At 41.0% G+C, this 19,517-nt stretch carries 17 protein-coding genes; all 17 read right to left on the bottom strand.

The window, feature by feature from the left end; translation table 11 throughout:
- Positions 1-15: 15 nt before the first annotated feature.
- The 17 genes from H153_RS0101040 to H153_RS0100960 all read right to left on the bottom strand — a co-directional run bounded on the left by H153_RS0101040 (position 16) and on the right by H153_RS0100960 (position 19,450).
- Entirely contained in the window at positions 16-633 is a 618-nt protein-coding gene (locus H153_RS0101040) for a 2-oxoacid:acceptor oxidoreductase family protein (protein ID WP_022846276.1), read from the bottom strand.
- Positions 633-1,493: a 2-oxoacid:ferredoxin oxidoreductase subunit beta gene (locus H153_RS0101035; RefSeq protein WP_022846275.1), complete on the bottom strand. Its 861-nt coding sequence runs from the start codon at positions 1,491-1,493 to the stop codon at positions 633-635. Before H153_RS0101035 ends, H153_RS0101040 begins: the two co-directional genes overlap by 1 nt.
- Positions 1,494-1,509: 16 nt before the next feature.
- The gene (locus H153_RS08915; RefSeq protein WP_022846274.1) at positions 1,510-2,673 is read right to left on the bottom strand and encodes a 2-oxoacid:acceptor oxidoreductase subunit alpha; all 1,164 of its coding nucleotides are present in this window, start codon (positions 2,671-2,673) and stop codon (positions 1,510-1,512) included.
- An 11-nt stretch (positions 2,674-2,684) separates the two neighbouring features.
- Positions 2,685-2,924, bottom strand: a complete 240-nt coding sequence (locus tag H153_RS08910) for a 4Fe-4S binding protein (RefSeq protein ID WP_022846273.1) — start codon at positions 2,922-2,924, stop codon at positions 2,685-2,687.
- 10 nt (positions 2,925-2,934) lie between these two features.
- Positions 2,935-3,837, bottom strand: a complete 903-nt coding sequence (sucD, locus tag H153_RS0101020) for a succinate--CoA ligase subunit alpha (RefSeq protein WP_022846272.1) — start codon at positions 3,835-3,837, stop codon at positions 2,935-2,937.
- A 17-nt stretch (positions 3,838-3,854) separates the two neighbouring features.
- Complete coding sequence (sucC, locus tag H153_RS0101015) at positions 3,855-5,024, bottom strand: ADP-forming succinate--CoA ligase subunit beta (RefSeq protein WP_022846271.1); 1,170 nt, start codon at positions 5,022-5,024, stop codon at positions 3,855-3,857.
- 105 nt (positions 5,025-5,129) lie between these two features.
- Entirely contained in the window at positions 5,130-6,449 is a 1,320-nt protein-coding gene (locus H153_RS0101010; RefSeq protein ID WP_022846270.1) for an APC family permease, read from the bottom strand.
- Positions 6,450-6,459: 10 nt separating this feature from the next.
- Entirely contained in the window at positions 6,460-8,424 is a 1,965-nt protein-coding gene (locus H153_RS0101005) for an ATP-binding protein (protein ID WP_022846269.1), read from the bottom strand.
- A complete protein-coding gene (locus H153_RS08905) occupies positions 8,417-10,027 on the bottom strand; it encodes a bifunctional ADP-dependent NAD(P)H-hydrate dehydratase/NAD(P)H-hydrate epimerase (RefSeq protein WP_022846268.1) in 1,611 nt (536 codons plus the stop codon). The genes H153_RS0101005 and H153_RS08905 overlap by 8 nt, the downstream gene beginning before the upstream one ends.
- A 12-nt stretch (positions 10,028-10,039) precedes the next feature.
- Positions 10,040-11,764: a DNA polymerase/3'-5' exonuclease PolX gene (polX, locus tag H153_RS0100995; RefSeq protein WP_022846267.1), complete on the bottom strand. Its 1,725-nt coding sequence runs from the start codon at positions 11,762-11,764 to the stop codon at positions 10,040-10,042.
- A 12-nt stretch (positions 11,765-11,776) separates the two neighbouring features.
- Positions 11,777-13,147, bottom strand: a complete 1,371-nt coding sequence (locus tag H153_RS0100990) for an MBL fold metallo-hydrolase (protein WP_022846266.1) — start codon at positions 13,145-13,147, stop codon at positions 11,777-11,779.
- Entirely contained in the window at positions 13,144-13,566 is a 423-nt protein-coding gene (locus tag H153_RS0100985) for a thioredoxin family protein (protein ID WP_022846265.1), read from the bottom strand. The genes H153_RS0100990 and H153_RS0100985 overlap by 4 nt, the downstream gene beginning before the upstream one ends.
- 95 nt (positions 13,567-13,661) lie before the next feature.
- Complete coding sequence (locus tag H153_RS08900; RefSeq protein ID WP_022846264.1) at positions 13,662-14,969, bottom strand: Ni/Fe hydrogenase subunit alpha; 1,308 nt, start codon at positions 14,967-14,969, stop codon at positions 13,662-13,664.
- A complete protein-coding gene (locus H153_RS0100975; protein ID WP_022846263.1) occupies positions 14,966-15,733 on the bottom strand; it encodes an NADH ubiquinone oxidoreductase in 768 nt (255 codons plus the stop codon). Before H153_RS0100975 ends, H153_RS08900 begins: the two co-directional genes overlap by 4 nt.
- A gap of 10 nt (positions 15,734-15,743) precedes the next feature.
- Complete coding sequence (locus tag H153_RS0100970) at positions 15,744-16,622, bottom strand: FAD/NAD(P)-binding protein (RefSeq protein WP_022846262.1); 879 nt, start codon at positions 16,620-16,622, stop codon at positions 15,744-15,746.
- Positions 16,576-17,664, bottom strand: a complete 1,089-nt coding sequence (locus H153_RS0100965; RefSeq protein WP_022846261.1) for a 4Fe-4S dicluster domain-containing protein — start codon at positions 17,662-17,664, stop codon at positions 16,576-16,578. The genes H153_RS0100970 and H153_RS0100965 overlap by 47 nt, the downstream gene beginning before the upstream one ends.
- Positions 17,665-17,839: 175 nt before the next feature.
- Complete coding sequence (locus H153_RS0100960; RefSeq protein ID WP_022846260.1) at positions 17,840-19,450, bottom strand: hypothetical protein; 1,611 nt, start codon at positions 19,448-19,450, stop codon at positions 17,840-17,842.
- Between the last annotated feature and the right edge of the window lie 67 nt (positions 19,451-19,517).

The raw sequence follows: 19,517 nt of genomic DNA, 5'->3' as shown, positions 1-19,517 counted from the left end.
CAATCCCCCGTTCTTTTATGCTCTGTTAAGAGCTTCTTTTCCTATTTTTACACCTTCTGCAAAGGCCTTCTTGTTTAGTTCAACAAACCTTGAAGGAACAGCCTTTTCTATAGCTTTAATGAACGATTCTTCTGATATTGGACATTCACTACTTTCGAGAGCAACCTGAAGAACTCCAAGAGCAACAATGTTCATAGTCTGTCTTTTACCTACAACTTCTGTAGCTGTTCTGGCTATTGGAGCAGCAATAAGTCTGTATCTGTTTGCATCAAGATCACACTGAACAAGATCAGCGTCAAAAACAACAATAGCACCATCTTTCACGTTAACAAGAACATCTGCATCCTTTTCTCCACACTCTGGATCAAGTCTCACAGGCTTACCACCAACCATCTCATCATAGGCTTCCTGAGACTGAATAACAACAGCATCAAGATTAAAAACTTTCGGAAAGTCAATCGGTTCATTTGAAATAACAACATCACCCATTGACGTTCCACTTCTCATAGCGGCACCGTAAGTCGCCGTCTGAGTAACGTGATATCCTTCCTGAACAGCTGCCGCGGCAAGAACATAAGCAGCAAGGAGAGAACCCTGCCCGGCAGAACCTATAACTCTAATTTCGTATCTCATTACTTATTCCCTCCCATTACTTTTTCAACAACACTGTAATACCTGTGAGTGTACTCTTCTCTGTTGTCTGCGTGATGGAGAATACCTCTTGGAAGTTTACTTTTTCTCTTTTCCTCAGGAAGCTTCTCCCAGGCTTTGAGAGGAATTGTGTTTTCCTTAAGCCACATATACATATCAACAATACCCATTTTATTCTTTCTACCGTACTGAATTGTGCACGGTGTAAGAACTTCTATAAGGGAAAAGCCTTTGTGCTTAATACCGGCTTCTACAAGGTTCACAAGCTCTGTAACATGATACGCTGTTCCCCTTGCAACAAACGTTGCACCAGCTCCAATCGCAAGGTCAGCAATTGAAAAGTTTGGCTCATAATTACCGTAAGGTGTCGTTGTTGCGTATGAACCTTTAGGTGTTGTAGGTGAAACCTGACCACCCGTCATACCGTAAATCCAGTTGTTAAAGAGAAGAACAGTAATATCAATATTTCTACGACATGCATGAATAAAGTGGTTTCCACCAATAGCTGTACAGTCACCATCACCAGTTGTAACAATAACAGTAAGTTCCGGTCTTGCAAGTTTCACACCCGTTGCAAAGGCAAGTGCCCTTCCGTGAGTTGTATGAAGGGTGTAACCGTCAAAATATCCAGGTGTCCTTGAAGAACAACCGATACCTGAAACCATTGAAACGTTGTTATTATCAATTCCAAGTTTATCAAGGGCAATACAGATAGCCTTTAAAACCTGCCCGTTACCACAGCCGGGACACCAGATATGAGGCATCTTATCAATTCTAAGATACTTAAAGTATGGCTTTTTCTCTATCGCTTTCTCAAGCGGAATATCTATTGGTTGAAGCATCATTTACCTCCTAAAATCAAGCTTTTGAAACGGGAATTACTATTTTTCCACTTGCAATTTCCTCAATCTTCTCAAGAATCTCAAACGGATAAATCATCTGACCATTAGCCCTGTTCATCCTGAAGATTGGACACTGTCCCTTTGCACATCTTTCAACTTCAAGAACATACTGTCCCATGTTAAGCTCAGGAACAAGTATAGCTTTAACCTTTCCTGCAAGTCTGTAAAGTGTCTCTTCCGGAGAAGGCCAGAGAGTTATAGGCCTGAAAAGACCCACTTTTATTCCCTTCTCTCTTGCAAGCTTCACTGCAAGCTTGGCTGATCTTGCAGTTGAACCAAAAGCAACAATAGCAAATTCAGCGTCTTCAAGCATAAATTCTTCATTCTTTTCAAGCTCTTTTGCCCTTCTCTTAACCTTTCTTATAAGTCTTTCCACAAGCTCCTGACACATTGCGGGATTGGTTGTCGGGAAACCTGTATAGTCGTGCATAAGTCCAGTTACATGGTATCTATATCCGTCTCCAAAATCGGCAAGAGCCGGCACATCATCCTCTTCAGGCTTATATGCAAGATACTCTTCCGGTGGAACCTTGGGCTTTTTCCTGTTCCATATTTCAGGATCCTTGAACTTAGTCATGTCAACAGACTCTTTCATATGCCCGATAACTTCGTCCATAAGGAGAACAACCGGCGTTCTCAAAACTTCCGCCCAGTTGAAAGCTCTGATAGTCTCTTCCATTACCTCTTCAACAGATGCCGGACAGAAAGCCGGAATAAGTTTATCACCATGAGTTCCCCACTGCGTCTGCATAACATCCTGCTGACCAACCTGAGTCGGAAGACCTGTTGAAGGACCACCCCTCTGAACGTTTACAATAACTACAGGGGCTTCTGACATTACAGCATAACCTATGTTTTCCTGCTTTAGAGAAAAACCAGGACCTGAAGTTGCAGTCATTGATTTTCTACCGGCAAAAGCACCACCGATAGCACAACCCATTGAAGCAATCTCATCTTCCATCTGAATAAACACACCGCCAACTTTCGGCAGAAGCTCTGCCATCTTTTCAGCAACTTCTGAAGATGGTGTAATAGGATACCCTGCATAGAACCTGCAACCGGCGATAATTGCCGCTTCAGCACAGGCGTGGTTACCATACTTTAATTCAAGTTTTGCCATTTTAACCTCCGTTATGCACTTTTACTTCCAGTAATTTCTTCAAACTCTTCCGGTGTGAAAACAAAGATACAGAAGTCAGGACATACAAGTTCGCACTGCTTGCAACCAATGCATTTTTCAGGATACTTGACAGTCATAATCGCCTTTATCTTGTCAAGCTCAAGAACATTTGTAGGACAGATAGCGGCACAAACGTTACATCCCTTGCACCAATCAACGTTAATCTCAACTATTCCCTTTGGCTTTGACATCTCTTCCTCCTTATAAAAGACCTCTTTCTTTGAGAGCTTTTTCAACAGTTTCACCTATTTCAGCAGGTGTCTGACATACGTAAGCACCAGCAGCTCTTAACGCTTCCATCTTGCTCTTTGCATCACCTTTTCCACCGGAAATAATAGCCCCTGCATGTCCCATTCTTCTTCCTGGAGGTGCAGTAACACCAGCAATGTAAGCAACAACTGGCTTGGAAACATTATTCTTTATGTATTCAGCTGCTTCCTCTTCCATCGTTCCGCCAATTTCACCTATAAGAACTATCGCGTCTGTATCAGGATCGTTGTTAAACATTTCGACAGCTTCTCTGTGAGTTGTTCCAGGAACAGGGTCACCACCTATACCGACAACGGTCGACTGTCCAATCCCTCTTGTTGTTAACTGGTAAGCTGCTTCATAAGTAAGTGTTCCACTCCTTGAAACAATACCAACCCTTCCTTTTTTGAAGATGTGTCCAGGCATAATTCCCATCTTACACTCACCGGGTGTTATAACACCGGGACAGTTCGGCCCAACGTATCTAACACCTGTTCCCTCTAACGCCCTTTTTACCTTAACCATATCATTAACAGGAATACCCTCTGTAATACAGATAATTATCTTTATTCCCGCATCTGCAGCTTCAAGTATTGCATCTGCAGCAAATGCCGGCGGAACAAAAATAAGAGAAGCATTTGCACCGGTTTCCTTAACCGCCTCTTCAACCGTATTAAAAACTGGAACACTGTACTTTCCTTCATCGTCCTGCCATGTTATTCCACCTTTACCAGGTGTTACACCGGCAACGATCTGTGTGCCATAATCGAGACACTGCTTTGCATGGAAAGAACCTTCTTTTCCGGTAAGTCCCTGCACAACCACTTTAGTGTTTTTATCTATAAGAACGCTCATCTCTTCCTCCCTGTTAATTAAAGTTCACCTTTTGCAGCTTTTACTGCCTTTTGAGCACCATCAGCCATATCTTTTGCTGGAATTATGTTGAGACCACTCTCTTCAAGCATCTTTCTACCAAGCTCAACGTTCGTTCCTTCAAGTCTCACTATCAAAGGTCTGTCAAGCTGAACCTGCTTTGCAGCCTCAACAATACCGCCGGCAATCCTGTCACACCTTACAATACCGCCAAAAATGTTTACAAAAATAGCTTTTACGTTTTCGTCCGATAGAAGAAGTTTGAAAGCTGCGGCAACTCTTTCAACAGTAGCACCACCACCAACATCCAGAAAGTTTGCAGGCTCACCGCCGTAGAACTTAATCGTATCCATCGTGGCCATTGCAAGACCAGCACCGTTAACCATACAACCAATATTTCCGTCGAGCTTTACATAGTTAAGATTCCATTTTTTAGCTTCAAGCTCCAGAGGATCAATCTGAGTTGTATCTTCCATTTCAAGTATATCTTTATGTCTGAAGAGTGCATTGTCATCAAAGTCAATCTTTGCATCAAGGCAGATAAGGTCTCCCTCTTTTGTTAGAACTAAAGGATTAATCTCTATAAGAGAAGCATCAAGGTCAAAGTACATCTTGCCAAGAGTCATAGCCAACTTAACAAATTGAGATATAAGCTTTCTATCCGTAAGTCCTATTTTGAAGGCAATTTTCCTCGCCTGAAAAGGCATGAGTCCTGTTACAGGGTCAACGTGCTCTTTTATGATAAGCTCCGGATTGGTTTTGGCTATCTCTTCAATCTCCATACCACCAGCGGCAGAAACCATTAAAACTGGTCTTGAAACCTCTCTGTCAAGCGTCATTCCAACATAAAACTCTTTATCTATGTTTACTCCAGCTTCTATCAAAACAACATTTATTGGAAGTCCTTCCGGGTTCTGATAAGTCTTTAAACGGTTACCTATCATTTGAGCTGCAATTTCAGCAGCCTCTTCAGGTGATTTTGCAAGTTTAACGCCACCGGCTTTTCCTCTTCCTCCCGCATGAACCTGAGCTTTTACAACAACTACTGGAGTTCCAAGCTCTTCGGCAGCCTGTTTTGCCTCTTGAGCTGAATGGGCAACAATCCCTCGTGGAATTGGCAGGCCATATTTTTGAAATATCTCCTTAGCCTGATACTCGTGAATCTTCATCTTCTTCCTCCCTGCTTATGATTGGAATTATTTTACCAAAAATTTTTACATTTTTTTAACATTCACACATTCGCAGGGAAAGTTTTAAATATCAAAATTTCTTTATTATTGTCTAATCTTAACAGTTTTCTCTGTATAAAGAATCGCAATTATTGAAACAACCGCATAAAGACCTATAATCGTGAAAATTTCCTCTGGCTTAGTTTTTAAGAGATACCCAACAATAGTTGCCGAAGTAACTATCATAAGAATAAGCCCTGCAAGAGCTACACCTATATGAGCGTGTGTTTTTCTTCTCAGTTTTACATTCGCTATTGAAACACCTATTGAAACCGTAAGAAACGTTAAACTCGAAAATTCTGCTATTATACTCAGACTACCCATCATTGAGAACAGCAAAGCAAAAAGAAAAAGAATAGTAAGCGCTGCAACAGGAACAAGTTTTTCATTCCTATTTGACAAAAAGCGGGGCATTATCCCCTGTTCTCCCATCTCTGCCATCATCCGTGAAGCACCAAACATTGTTGAATTAACGGCGGAGCTTGTTGCCATAAGAGCTGCTATCCCTATCAAAACCCTACCAAAAACACCCAGTACCGGTTGTGCAACTACGGCAAGGGCATATTCTTTAGCCGTAACTATCTGCTGATAGCTCAAAGTACCAACAGCTATCACAGCCAAAAGAAAATAAATCAATCCGGTTATCATTATGGAACCGTATATACCCCGAGGAATATCTCTATCTGGATTTTCCGTTTCAACAACGGCATTGGTAATAAGTTGAAATCCCTCATACGCAACAAAAATAACAGCAGCACCTAAAAAGACCGGAACAACACCTTTATTCATTAAGGGAACAAACCTATGAACATCAACTCTTGAAAGTCCTATAATAGCAAACAGAGAAAGTATTATTATTTTCAAATAAACTATAATATCTTCCGTAACACCTGAAGACCTGACACCTCTAACATTAATGTAATAAAAGAAAAGAAGAACGAGAACGGAAAGACCGATTCTAACAAGGTTTGAAGATGAATAACCTAATAAATCAGCACCATAAGCACCAAACGTAAAGGAATAAAGGGCAAGAGTTCCTATGTAACCTAAAATAACCACCCAGCCCTCAATTGAAGAAATGAAAGGTTTATCAGGAAAGGCCCTTTTAAGATAGGTGTAGCTTGCTCCATCATCCCTGAAAGTGAGGCACAGCTTTACATAGTGGTAACCTGCAGCAAGAGCAATCAGCATATCTATGATAAAAGAAATAGGCGCACCGTTACCGGCAAGACCAACGGCTATCCCCAGCACGGAAAATATGCCACCACCTATCATCCCGCCAACGCCAATAGCAATAAGCTCTTTAAGTCCCAATTTCTCTTTGTAAAGTCTGTGAATTTTAGCGTTTCTGTGCCTGAAAAGCATAAGCCCTCCTTTAGGCTGGAAGTTCTATAACAAATGTGTTACCGTCAACAAGGTATATCCTGCCGCCGTGATCTTCTATTATCCTCTTTGCAATGGCAAGTCCAAGTCCCCAACCACTCTTTTTAGTTGACATATGAGGTGAAAATATTTTGTCTCTTAAACTTTCCGGAATACCGGGACCATTATCTTTAAAGAAGATATAGACTTTTCCGTCTCTATACGCAGTTGATATTGAAACAGCTGAAGCGCCAGCATCAATACTGTTTTCTATAAGATTAAGGAATACTTCTCTGAAAAGTTTTTTATCAACAGGGATTTCAGGAATATTTCCCGGATTAAAATCCACCTTTATCTTTTCTCCGTAGGCAAGGGCGTAAGTCTCCATAAGCTTATTTAAATCTTCCATTCTCTTTTCAGGAAGGGGAAGCCTTGCAAAAGTCCTAAACTCATCAACAAGCCGTCTTATTATTTCAACCTCTTCAACAATAAGCGAAACCGCCTTATCAACGGCCTGTTTAAGCTCTTCAGGAACATTCTGCTTCAAAATCAACCTCCTGACCCTCTCTGCAGACAGCGAAATCGGTGTAAGAGGATTTTTAATCTCATGAGCAAGCCTCTGCGCAACCTCTTTCCAGGCAGACATCTTTTGAGCATTCACCATCTCTGTTAAATCCTCAATAATTACAACACTACCCTCACCGTCCGGAAAGGGAATAACTTCAACTGATAAAAAGCGCTCCTTCCCATCAACAATTTCAGAAATCTCCCTCTTCCCTCCACCGGATAAAAGAAGCTCTTGAACACTACTTTTTATCTCAGGATAAGATTCAAACAATTCCATAAACTGCCTCTTTTCACCAATCTCTTTAACTATCGAAAGGGCAGCTGAATTGAAAGAGATAACTTCACCGTCTTTTGAAACAGTGATAACCGCAGGCGAAATACTGTTTATAACTTTTTCAACATAATCCTTCTCGCTTTCAAGTTTCTCCTTTAATGCCTTAAGCTGCTCCACCATATAATTGAAAGCCACTATAACGTTTTTAAGCTCATCTGTACCTTCTTCTTCAACCTTAACATCAAGGTCGCCCCTTGAAATTCGCCTTGTTGCCCTGTAGAGAGACTCTACAGGAATGTTTATCCGTTTTTCAAAATACCTTGCAAACCAGAAAGCACCAAAAAGGACAAGAAAAGCCATTACCAAAAACGTTGCAGTATAAACACCTTTTATGGGTCTCTCGTACGTTTTCAACATACGATAATCTTTCTGAAGCTGCTCAAGCTGAGAAAATTTTTCTACAAAAGAAGGTGAAATCTTTTTAGAAGCACAGTATATGCGTTTACCCCTTTTTACACATACAGTCAAAGTTTTCTTTTTGCTGTCAAAACGGGAATAGAGCCCCTCCACCTCAAGTACTTTTTCCACAGTAAGAGCATCAACGTCTATCTCTCCTTTACACTCCATCCTTTTACCTATACGGCAGATGCCTGCAAAACCCTCTTCAGCAGGATTCACCCTTTTAAAAGAAGGGAAGGTCTCCAAAAACCGTGCAACATCGCTGGACACAATACTTAAACTCTCCCTTGCAAGAGAAAGAGAGGTCTCAATACTTCTTTTCATCTGAAGGCGAAACAGTCTATCAAGACCTTTATTTACAAAACTTGTCGATATTATCACCGCAAATAGGGAAGGCCCTAAAATGAGAAGAGAAAAGGCAGTAACAAGCTTAAATCTTAACCTTGTGGAACGATGAGGAATAAAAAATAAAAAGATATTCCTTATAAGAAACACAAAAATAACTAATAAAATAATCAGATTAAGGGAAAATAGAATGTGAAAGGTCGGATTACTTAAATAAAATCTGCCGGAAATTCCCGAAATAAATCTTGTTCCATAAAAAAGAAGCACTACAAAAAGCAAAGACAATCCGGCTATTTTTAAAGCTCTGTTTCTCGCTCTCTTTGTTTTAAACACCAATTATCTCTCTCATAGAGCTTACGAAAGGTATCTCTGTTCTCTTTTCAACAGGCTGCTTCAGCACTTTTACCGCCTCAGGCAGAAGTTCTATTAAATCTGTAGCAATAAGAGACTCTTCACCAAACTTTTCTTTTGCCATATTACCAGCAAGGGCGTGAAGAAAGACACCAGCAGCTGCTGCCCTTTCAGCAGAAACACCCATTGCAACAAGTGCACCAATTATCCCTGTAAGAACGTCACCTGTCCCAGCAGTGGCCATTCCGGGATTTCCTATAACGTTTATAAAAGCTCTGCCCTCAGGCGTTGCAACAACTGTTCTACCACCTTTTAAAACAAGAACCACTCCGTATTCTCTGGCAAAGTTAACCGCATGAGTTATAGGGTCAGATACTATTTCAGAAACAGAAAGGCCGGTAAGTCTTGAAAATTCTCCACCGTGAGGCGTAAGAATGGCCGTCTTTTTTAAATCTTTAAGAATCCCAACATTCCTGGAAAGTGCATTTAAACCGTCGGCATCTATGATGAACGGCAAATCAACGTTTTCCAGAATTTCTTTAACAAATACCTCGGTATCCCTGTTCCATCCAAGACCTGGACCTATCGCAACCGCAGAAAACTTACCGTTTTTAAGGCATGTAACCACTTCATCAACAGAGTTGGCGTTAAAGTGACCCCTTTCTGCAGACATTATTGGAACAGTCATCGGTTCCGTAAGCTTAACCTCAAAAACAAGATTAAGATCTCTGGGAACAACCGCTGAAACAAGCCCCACACCTGTTCTTAAAGCTGCCAAAGCACTCATCGATGGTGCACCTGTCTTTCCGCAGGAACCTCCAACAACAGCAAGGAAACCATAGTTGTACTTGTGACTGTTGATATCCCTTTCCGGAAAAACATCAAAAACTTTATCTCTGGTTAAAATACACCTTCCCGGATTATGCCTCTCTGAAATCTTTTCCGGAATGGATATATCAACTACAAAAACATCCCCTACATACTTACAGCCAGGAGCCATAACGTGAACAATCTTCGGGAAAGCAAATGTAACCGTCCAGCTGGCCTTCACAAAAGCACCGGAAGGCAAATTTCCCGTATCGGCAAAAAGGCCTGAAGGAATATCAACAGAAATAACAGGCGTTTCGCTCCTGTTTATAAGGTCTATAACTGAAGCGTAGAAACCTTCAACAGGCTTTGAAAGTCCCGTCCCAAAAATCGCATCAACGACAAAATCTGCTTTCTCACATTCGGAAAATAAATCTCCAAGGTCTATTTCTCTTAAAACGGAGGCAACCTGAACTTTCATGCCCCTTAAAATATCATAATTAACTTTAGCATCCCCCTTTAAACTATCAGGTTCAGACAGAAGGAAAATCTTTACGTCGTAACCGTGACCTATGAGATTCCTGGCAACTGCAAGACCATCACCACCGTTATTTCCTCTGCCGCAGATAACAACCGCTTTCCTTCCGGGAACTCTCTTTTCTATAACAGAAACAACACCACGGGCAGCATTCTCCATAAGAACAACACCTGGAATACCAACACCCTCTATTGTCTCCCTATCCATAATTCCCATTTCAGAAGCCTTGAGAATGAACATACATACCTCCCTTTAAGCCACACCAAATTTCTTCCTTTTCGCCATAACAAACTCTTTTAGTCTTTTTATGTTTAAAGTGTTAATGACATCTTTCTTCTCAACCCAACCCCTCCGTGCCGTTCCAACGCCAAGTTTCATCATCCACATATGGTCTCTGTGGTGAGCATCGGTACCAAGGGAAAACTTAACACCAGATCTTTTGGCAAGACGGCAGTTTGAATCTTTAAGGTCAAGTCTGTTGTAGTAACAGTTTATCTCAAGTGCCGTTCCCGTCTCCGCAGCGGTTTTAAATATCTTTTCAAGGTCAAGAGGATAAGCTTCCCTTGCCCCTATAACCCTTCCGGTTGGATGACCTATAACGTTGACGTAAGGATTCTCTATAGCCTTCAGTATCCTTTCTGTATTATCTTCGTTAAAGCGGGAATGAACAGAAGCAACGACAAAATCAAGCGTTTTCAAAATTTCATCATCATAGTCAAGCCTTCCGTCAGGCAGTATGTCCACCTCCGTACCTTTCAAGAGAACAAGTTTACCGTTCAATTTTTCATTCCACCTGTCTATTTCGTAGTTTCGCCTCATAAGGTCTTCTTCTGAAAGCCCAGAAGCTATTTTCAGAGACTTTGAATGATCTGTAATCGCTATGTATTTATATCCTCTCTTCAGAGCTTCATCTATTAAATCTTCAATTTTAGAAGCACCGTCTGACCAGTTTGAATGAACATGAAGATCACCCTTTATTTCAGAAAGTTCTACAAGGTCTGGAAGCTTATGTTCAAAAGCCGCCTCTATCTCTCCCGTATCTTCTCTTATTTCCGGTGGTGGCGTATCCATACCGAGAGCAGAGTATATCTCCTCTTCCGTTTTACCTGCAATTCTCTCTTCACCTCTAAAAAGCCCGTATTCGTTGAGTTTAAGGCCATTCTTAACGCATATAGTTCTAAGATGAATGTTATGGGCACGAGAACCTGTAAAATATTGAAGTGCTGCACCGTAGCAATCCGGTTCTGTTACCCTTAAATCAACCTGCTCGCCCTCTTCAACAATTATCGTTGCTTTCTTTGTCCCTTTCCAGAGAATCTCCTTCACGTTTGGAAGGGAAACAAAAGCTTCAATAATCTCAAGGTTTTTACCAGTTGCAAGAATATCTATATCCCCAACTGTCTCCTTCATGCGCCTCGTAGAGCCAGCAACAGATATATGTTCAACAAACGCCTGACTTTTAAGCTGTTCCACTATCCTGTCAACGATAAACACCGCTACACCAAGCAAAATCCTGCCGTGAGACTTCTCAAGAAGCTCTATACCTTTTCTTATTTTCTGAACCTTCTTCTCACGAAAACCTGGAAGCGTGTAGAGTTTTCCCTGTTCTATCGCCCTTTTTAAGTCTTCAAGGCTTCTTACACCAAGCTTTTCGTAGAGAAGTTTAACCGTTTTTGGACCGACTCCAGGAATGTCAAGAAGTGTGAAAATCGTATCAGGAACTTCCGTCTTAAGCTTTTCAAACTCTTCAATCTTTCCCGTTTTCAAAAACTCAAGAATCTTTGCCTGCAGGCGCTTTCCTATGCCTGGCAGAGAAGAAAGTTTTCCTTCTTTTGCAAGTACTTCTATATCCTCTGATAGGTCATTTATTATTCTTGCCGCATTTCTGTAAGCTCTTATATGATAGGGATTATCCCCCTTAAATTCTAAGATATCCGCCCACTCATCAAATATCCTGGCAAGTTCTTTATTTTTCATTTTTGCCTTCCTTTAGAAGGTTACAGTTTCATAAAGTTCTGGAACAACCGGCTTTATCCCTGTACCTTTTAATATAGCCTCACTGTAGTCCTTCATCACCTCTTTTTCACCGTGAACAAGAACAATTTGGGTATCTTTTTTTACACCCTTTTTTATCCAATCAATAAGCTGCGGTTTATCGGCATGAGAAGAAAAACCGTTAATAGTGTAAACTTTTGCATTTACCTTTATGTACTCGTTAAAAACCTTTACCTTTTTCTTTCCTTCAACAATTTCCCTTCCCGTTGTCCCTTCCGCCTGATAACCAATAAAAACTATGGAACTGCTTCTATCCCAGAGATGGTGTCTCAAATGGTGAACAATCCTGCCGGCAGTGCACATGCCATTACCGGCAATTATGATGGCATTTGACTTAACGTTATTTATCTTCATTGATTCCTCAACGGTTCGCGTAAACGTTAAACCGGAAAAATTTAACGGATCCCCTTTCTTAAAAAGTTCAAGTGTATCTTTATCAAAACACTCTCTATGACGTTTAAAAGTTCTCGTAATAGAAATGGCAAGAGGGCTATCAAGGAAAACCTTACACCTTGGAATTTCGCCTCTCTCTATAAAAAGTTTCAAAAAGTAGAGAATATCCTGAGCCCGTTCAAGTGCAAAAGAAGGAATGAGAACAACACCGCCCCTTCTAAACGTGTCAACTATCGCCTCTTTAAGTTCAGCAACAGACTCTTCAATCGATTTATGAACCCTGTTTCCGTAAGTTGACTCAACAATCAGAACATCCGCCTTTTCGGGATAAGAAGGATCAGGAACAAACGGTTTTCCTTTATTTCCAAGATCTCCAGAATAGATGACTCTTTTTCCTTCAATTTCTATCTCTACAAAAGATGAACAGAGAATATGTCCTGCGTCCCTAAACCTAAATCTGACATTACCTGTTTCAACCCACTCACCGTAAGGAATTGGCTCAAAAAAGTCAAACACATCAAAAACGTCATCAAGAACAAAGAGCGGCTCAACAGGAGGCAACCCTTCCCTCAATCTCTTTCTATTAACTGTTTCTATCGACTCTTCCTGAACCTGAGCAGCATCCATCAGTATAAGCCTTGCAATGTCTATCGTCCCGGAAGTCGCATATATCTTTCCCTTAAAACCCTTTTTAACAAGCAGCGGAAGACGACCGCAGTGATCAAGATGTCCGTGGGAAAGAATCACAAAACTAACGTCAGAAGGATTAAAAGGAAACGTATAGTTAAGGTTTTCAAGCTCTACACCACCCTGGAACTGGCCACAGTCAAGAAGGAACTTCGTTTTTTCAGTCTCTACAAGATGACAGCTCCCCGTAACAACCTGTGCTGCTCCACAGAACGTTATTTTCATAGCTCCAACCCTTTTCTTATATCTCCTTCAGTCGCGGGCCCGAGAATAACCTTCACGATTTTGCCATCTTTAACTAAAATTTCTGAAGGCGTAGCAAGAATCCCAAACTTCCTTGCAAATTCCGGCTTTTCATTGACATTTATCCTAACAACCTTTACTTTCGCATCTTTAACAAGCTTTTTTATAATGGGTTCCATTGCCTTACACGGCTGACATGTAGGCGAGTAGAAATAGACAAGTCCTTTTCCTTTTTTCAGACGGGCAAACTCTCCGTCAAGTACTGGAAGAGGTTTCCCCTTCATTCTTCTGGACTTAAATCCCCAATAAATCCTTAGAAGGATAATAAATGAAAGATAGAGAAAAGCTACGAAAAAGAAGGCTTTTGCAATATAGTAAAAAATCCTAATGGCAGTGTCCATAAGACCTCCACACCTTTTAGTCCCTATTTGATTTTACCATTTCAAAAAGAAAAGCCCCCTTTAAGAGGGGGCTCAACAGTTAACAAAGAAAACCTTTACAGGCGAACAACTTTCAGCGTTTCAAACTTAGCACCGAACATGTGAACAGAACAAGAAATGCAAGGGTCATAAGCCCTTATCATCATCTCTGCATATTTTTTAATAGTAGCTTCATCCTCTGATGAGAGCCTATCAGCAAGAGACTTTAAATCTTTCTCCATGTTCGCCTGAAGCTGTGCCGTCGGTGTAATTATGTTGGCATTGGTACACCTGCCGTTTTCATCAAAAGAGTATTTGTGGTAAAGAGTACCCCTCGGTGCTTCTTTAAGTCCAAAACCGGTTCCCGCTTTGGGTTTAACGTCAACCCTTGAAACTGAAGGATAATCGGCAAGTATTGCATCTATAAGCTCTATTCCTTCTTGAACAAGTTCTAAAAGCTCAATTGTCCTCGCAACATTCTGATGCAAACTATTATTGGAAGGAAACTTAATTCTCATTTTTTTCACAATCTCTTTGGTTTTAGGTCTGAGAGAGTCAATGTGAAGATTAATTCTTGCAAGAGGTCCAACGAGAAACGGTTTTCCCTCTATAGTTGACTGCTTGGCCATAGAATATCCATTAAAAGTTTCTGTCACAAACATTTCAAATTCATTTTTAGTAAATACCGTTCCATCTGAGAGGTACATTTCATTACCAACGAAGGCAAGCTTATCCTTTGATATTGCCATTTGAAGAATTGGCGGATCATTAAGCTCCGGATAGTCAAGGGAATCAAAGAGCTTAACGGTATCTTCTACATCCACGATAACGTCTTCAAGCTGCTCTTTTAGAGCCAACAGCTCTTCTTTCGTTGGATAGGTAGCAAATCCACCGGGAATGATGTTTTCACCATGAAAATGCTTACCTGTAATCGTTTTCATTATAGTATTACCCAGGTTTTTCATCTTAAATGCACGCTTAACAACGTTTGGATACTCTTTTGCCATAGCGAGGGCAGAATCGTATCCCATGTAGTCAGGAAGTGCCAGGAAGTAAACGTGGAGAGCGTGACTTTCAAAAAATTCGCCAACGATGAGCAGTCTTCTTAAAAGCTTTATTGGCTCCGGTACTGTCACGTCAAAAGCATCCTCAATAGCTCTTACAGAAGCTATACGGTGAGAGACATAACAGATACCGCATATTCTTGAAACAACCTTTGGAATGTCTGTCCAGAGTCTCTCTCTTACGGTGTATTCATAAAATCTCGGTCCTTCAGTTATCCTTACCTTAACATCTTTTACCTTATCACCTTCAAGGATTATCTCTATGGCACCATGGCCCTCAACCCTTGTTAAGTGATCTACTTTTATCTCTTTCTTCATCATTCAACCCCTGCATCTTTTAGTTTTTCTTTCAGGTAGTTGCCGCGGAAAACTTTCATAAAGTTAATCAAATCTTTACCTTTAAGGCCTCTCGCAGAAAGAACTTCAACCATCTCCCTGTAATTAGGTGCATCGTGATCACCACGGCAACCCTGACAACCAAGCCCTTTTGATGTACATGGCGCTCCACAGCCTGCTGCTGTAATAGGGCCAAGACAGAAAAGACCTTGCAGTGTTCTACATTCAGTTTCTGAAAGTTTGCATTCGTAACAGACTGCCATTTTCGGGAAGAACGGCTTCACGCCGTTAAGCAGAAATGCAGCCGCATAGACAAACTGCTTTCCATCAACAGGGCATCCCGGTAGAGAATAGTCAACCTTTACAACTTCTTCAACAGGTCTTGCGTGAGTAATTTCAAACGGCATATCCGTCGTGCCATAAACAGTTTCCAATAACTCTTCAAGCGGTACATCATTGTTGTTCGCCTGAATGCCACCAAAGCAGGCACATGTTCCTATTGCAACGAGAATTTTCGCCTTTTCCCTCCCCTTTTTGACCATTTCTTCATCAAGGGAAGAAGAAACAGAACCTTCAACAAAAAGAACATCAAGTTCTTCATCAAGTGTATTGGCACTGCTACCTATAGGAAAATACTTAATCTCTGTTAGATCTAAAAGCTTTAAGAGTGCCTCTTCGTAGTTAAGTATCTCACACTGACATCCAGCACAGCTTGTAAGATACATTATTCCAATCTTTGGCTTTGCCATACCGCACCTCTTAAATCATTTTTGGTAGATTTTTCGTATCCCAGAGTGGAAAGATAGGACCGTCAACACACGTAAACTTGTAACCCACCTGACAGTGACCACACTTCCCTACACCACATTCCATTTTTCTCTCAAGAGAAACGAATACTTTACTCTCCTGATAGCCATTCTTTATAAGTTCAGCTCCAATAAATCTATAGGCCACAGGTGGTCCACAAACGGCCACATAAGTATCGGCAGGATCAAGTTTAACCTCTGAAATTAAAGAGGTAATAAGTCCTTCTCTTTCTGTCCAGGCTTTATCCTCTTCCGTTTCCACCCTATCAAGTATGTAGAGACACTTAATATCATCTCTCTCATTTAATCTTCTAAGCTCATCCTTATAAAGAACCGCTTCATAGTTTCTTGTTCCGTAAAGCAGATAAACCTCTTTGTACTTCTCCCTCTTGTCCAGGATGTACCAGACAAGGGAACGAAGTGGTGCCATACCAAGACCACCGGCAATAATCAGAACGTTGTGACCTTCCATAAGGTCAACAGGGAAAGAATTGCCATAAGGACCTCTCAAACCTAAAATGTCACCACACTTCATGCTGTGAAGAACTTCCGTTTTTCTTCCAACTTTTCTTACAGTCAGTTCTATAGTTCCCTTTCTGGTAGGTGAAGAACAAATAGAAATCGGAATCTCACCGGCCTTTGGAACAGTTAACATAACAAACTGACCTGGCTTGTGACTCCACTTCTCGTTAAGTTCCTCTTCAACAAACACAAAGGAAAACTTCTTATGATCAGGTGCAAGATCCTCTATATCTGTAATCCTGACCTTTTGAGGTTTAAAAGGATCATGCACTGTGGATATCGTTAGTAACTTTTCCAAACTCTTCTTCATCTCCCGCTCCTCTCAGTTTTTTAAGTGTATCAACAATTCTTATACCTGCAGGACATTCATGCTGACATCTACCACAACCGACACACCCAAACCTTTCAATCTGATAAGGATAACCGACAAACTTGTGATAGTAGCGGTTCCTGAAGCGCTCCTTAGTGTTTTCATGGAACCTGTGTCCACCTGCAACAAGAGAATAGTATGGATACTGACAGGAAGTTATAAACTCTATCCGCGTAACCACCTTTCCATCTATTGAAGGCATATCAACGCTGGTGTAACAGAAACAGGTTGGACAGGTATTTGTACATGTACCGCAGCTAAAACACCTCTCTGCCTCTTCTTCCCAGATCTCAGAATCATACTCAAGCTCAATAACCTGAGTAATTCTTTCAAGATCAGGAATATTCTTTTCCTTAAACAGGTGTTTTTTCTCTGCAGTAACCTTTTTATAGAGAGAAAGCTCCTTTTTAGAAATATCCCTAAACAGAGAATCTAAAGAGTGGATAATCTCATCACCTTTAACACTTCCTATGGAAACAAAGTAGCTATCTCCAATATCGGTAAAGAAAAGGTCCCAGCTGGTACCATCAGGAAAAGCTGTTCCGGTAGAGATACAGAAGCAATCATCATCCGGAACACAGGAAATACCTATCAAAATGGTCTCTTTTCTTGCCGCAAGATAGCGTGGATCAGGATTTTCACCCTTAAGGTATACCGCATCAAGAATGGCGATACCGTGAAGATCGCAGGAGTGCACCCCGAAAATTACCTGAGGCTGCGGCTTAAAGTTTTCAACAAATTCCATTTTTTCAGGACTGTACTCAAACCGCTCCCTCAAATATCCGAGGATAAACTTCTTGGGTGGCAGAATCGTCCTGACATAGTCCGTTTCCACCTTTGAGACATCATCAATTTCAGAGAAGACATACTTCTCTTTCTTTTTTACCGGCGCAATGAGCCTTCCGAACTGCCTGACCCCTTCTAAAAATGGTGAAAGGTTTTCCTTCGGAAGGATTTTCGCCTTTTCAAGCTGAAAGTTCATCATACCCTCCTGTTGGGGAATTGAGACACAGTTAGTATAAGGAAATTTTGATATTATGTCAAGAATTGATAAATAATATTACTGAAAACATTAAAGATTACACGAGTTATTAAGAAACAAAATAAAAATGCGACAACCAGAGGGTTGCCGCATTATGAAAAAACTGTATCAACCATCAATAATACTTCCAATTACCTATAATTAAATCATATTTTCCAACACCGTTCTGAAGCTGGTCTGCAAACTGCTCAAGAAGGTAAAGTTCCGGATCATCCGTTGCAGCTGTTCCGTTTGAAAGAAGAGCAATCCACTTGTCAATTTCCTCTTCGGAAATACCGGCAACAGCTCCGCTTAGTATTAGATCCCCTACATTTAACTTACCACCCGTCAATATACCGAGCGTAACAAGATTACCGTTCTCCGCAAGCCAGCGCCTTCCGTGTCCACCTCTTGAAGAAACCTCAAGATCAAGAGAACCAAGATTCATGTCACCATTTGACCATAGCAGAAGATTAATGTTTTCAGATATACTTCCTCCTCTTCCCCCTTTATGAGAAAGAGAAAGAACATTCCAATCACCAAGGTCTATAGCGCCTTTAGCAGCTATCATTATATTCCCATTTGTTACATTTGAAGAACCCCAGCTGCCGCAGTTCTTTTCCATCACATTTATCAGGGCATTACCCATGCAGCCACCATGACCTCCTCTCCTCAAAGTAGAATTTGACGGACTTCCAGTAATGTTCCCACCCGCGTAGATAAGAACATTGTAATCGTACCCTTTGCCTCTTATATTTATCGGAGCGTTTAACTCAACATCACCATTAAGTGCTATCAATCCAGCTGTCCTGTTACCACTTCTCTTCCAGTGACCACAACCAAGACGTATCTGTTCATCCACCTTTATATCACCATCAAGGGAAACATAGGTAACTTCTGTTTCACCTCCCCTAAATCTATGACCTTGGCTACCTGTAATATCTATGTCATCTTTAGCGTAAACCACCACAGGGTCACCTGTATAACTTATCCCGTTAGACTCTATACCTCCGTTGGTATTACACAGAACAACTGTCCCATCTCCGGTTATATCTGTAAAAGTCAAAGAAGTTCCATTTGAAAAATAAACCTTATCTCCCTGCACTCTCGTCACATCCGTATAATCACAGGTTCCCGAATTAAACACCGTATCTGTAACTGAAGGAACAAATGGAACAGAAGCACCACCTGTAAAAGGTTTAAGAGTAACATTTTCCCCAAGCGTGGGCGACTTAGAGATAAAAGTGGCGTTATAGGCCGTCCCGTTAAATTCAAGACTGTTACCTGGAGAAGTTTTAAACTGTCCACCCGTCCTGAAAGAGGTAATATCGGGGAAAGGTTCATCCATTGAAAGATAATCCATCGTGAAATTATCTTTTGCAGCAAACGAAGAAAATGCCCCCGAAGTCCAGAAATTCACAACAACACGCCTGCTGGCACTGTTAAAGGCACCGGTCGCAATAATCTCTCCTTTTCCCGTCGTCTGATTATAAACTACCGAGACATTGTAACCTGAATTACCTAAACTTCCAGAAAAGGCAGAAAAGTTCCCTTCCCATTTAATACGGGATATGGCTCTTTGAGCACCTGCCTCAGCAGCAAGTAATGCCTGCTGTGCATCTTTCGTCGTCCTTGTACCCTTGGTTTCTTTAGTAATGACATAACCTGCAATTCCACCTGCAACAGACAAAACAGCAATAACCCCTAAAACGGTAACTAAAACAATCCCTTCCCGTTTTTTCTCCATAAAATCCTCCTCCAACCTGCTTTTTCTAATAAGAATAATTTATATCATTAGTTTAAAATTACAAGAT

Origin of the sequence: Desulfurobacterium sp. TC5-1 (assembly GCF_000421485.1) — a bacterium.
In the GTDB taxonomy this organism is placed as follows: Bacteria; Aquificota; Aquificia; order Desulfurobacteriales; family Desulfurobacteriaceae; genus Desulfurobacterium_A.
Note: the sequence above shows the minus strand (reverse complement) of the source record. Positions and strands in the feature narration are given on the sequence as shown.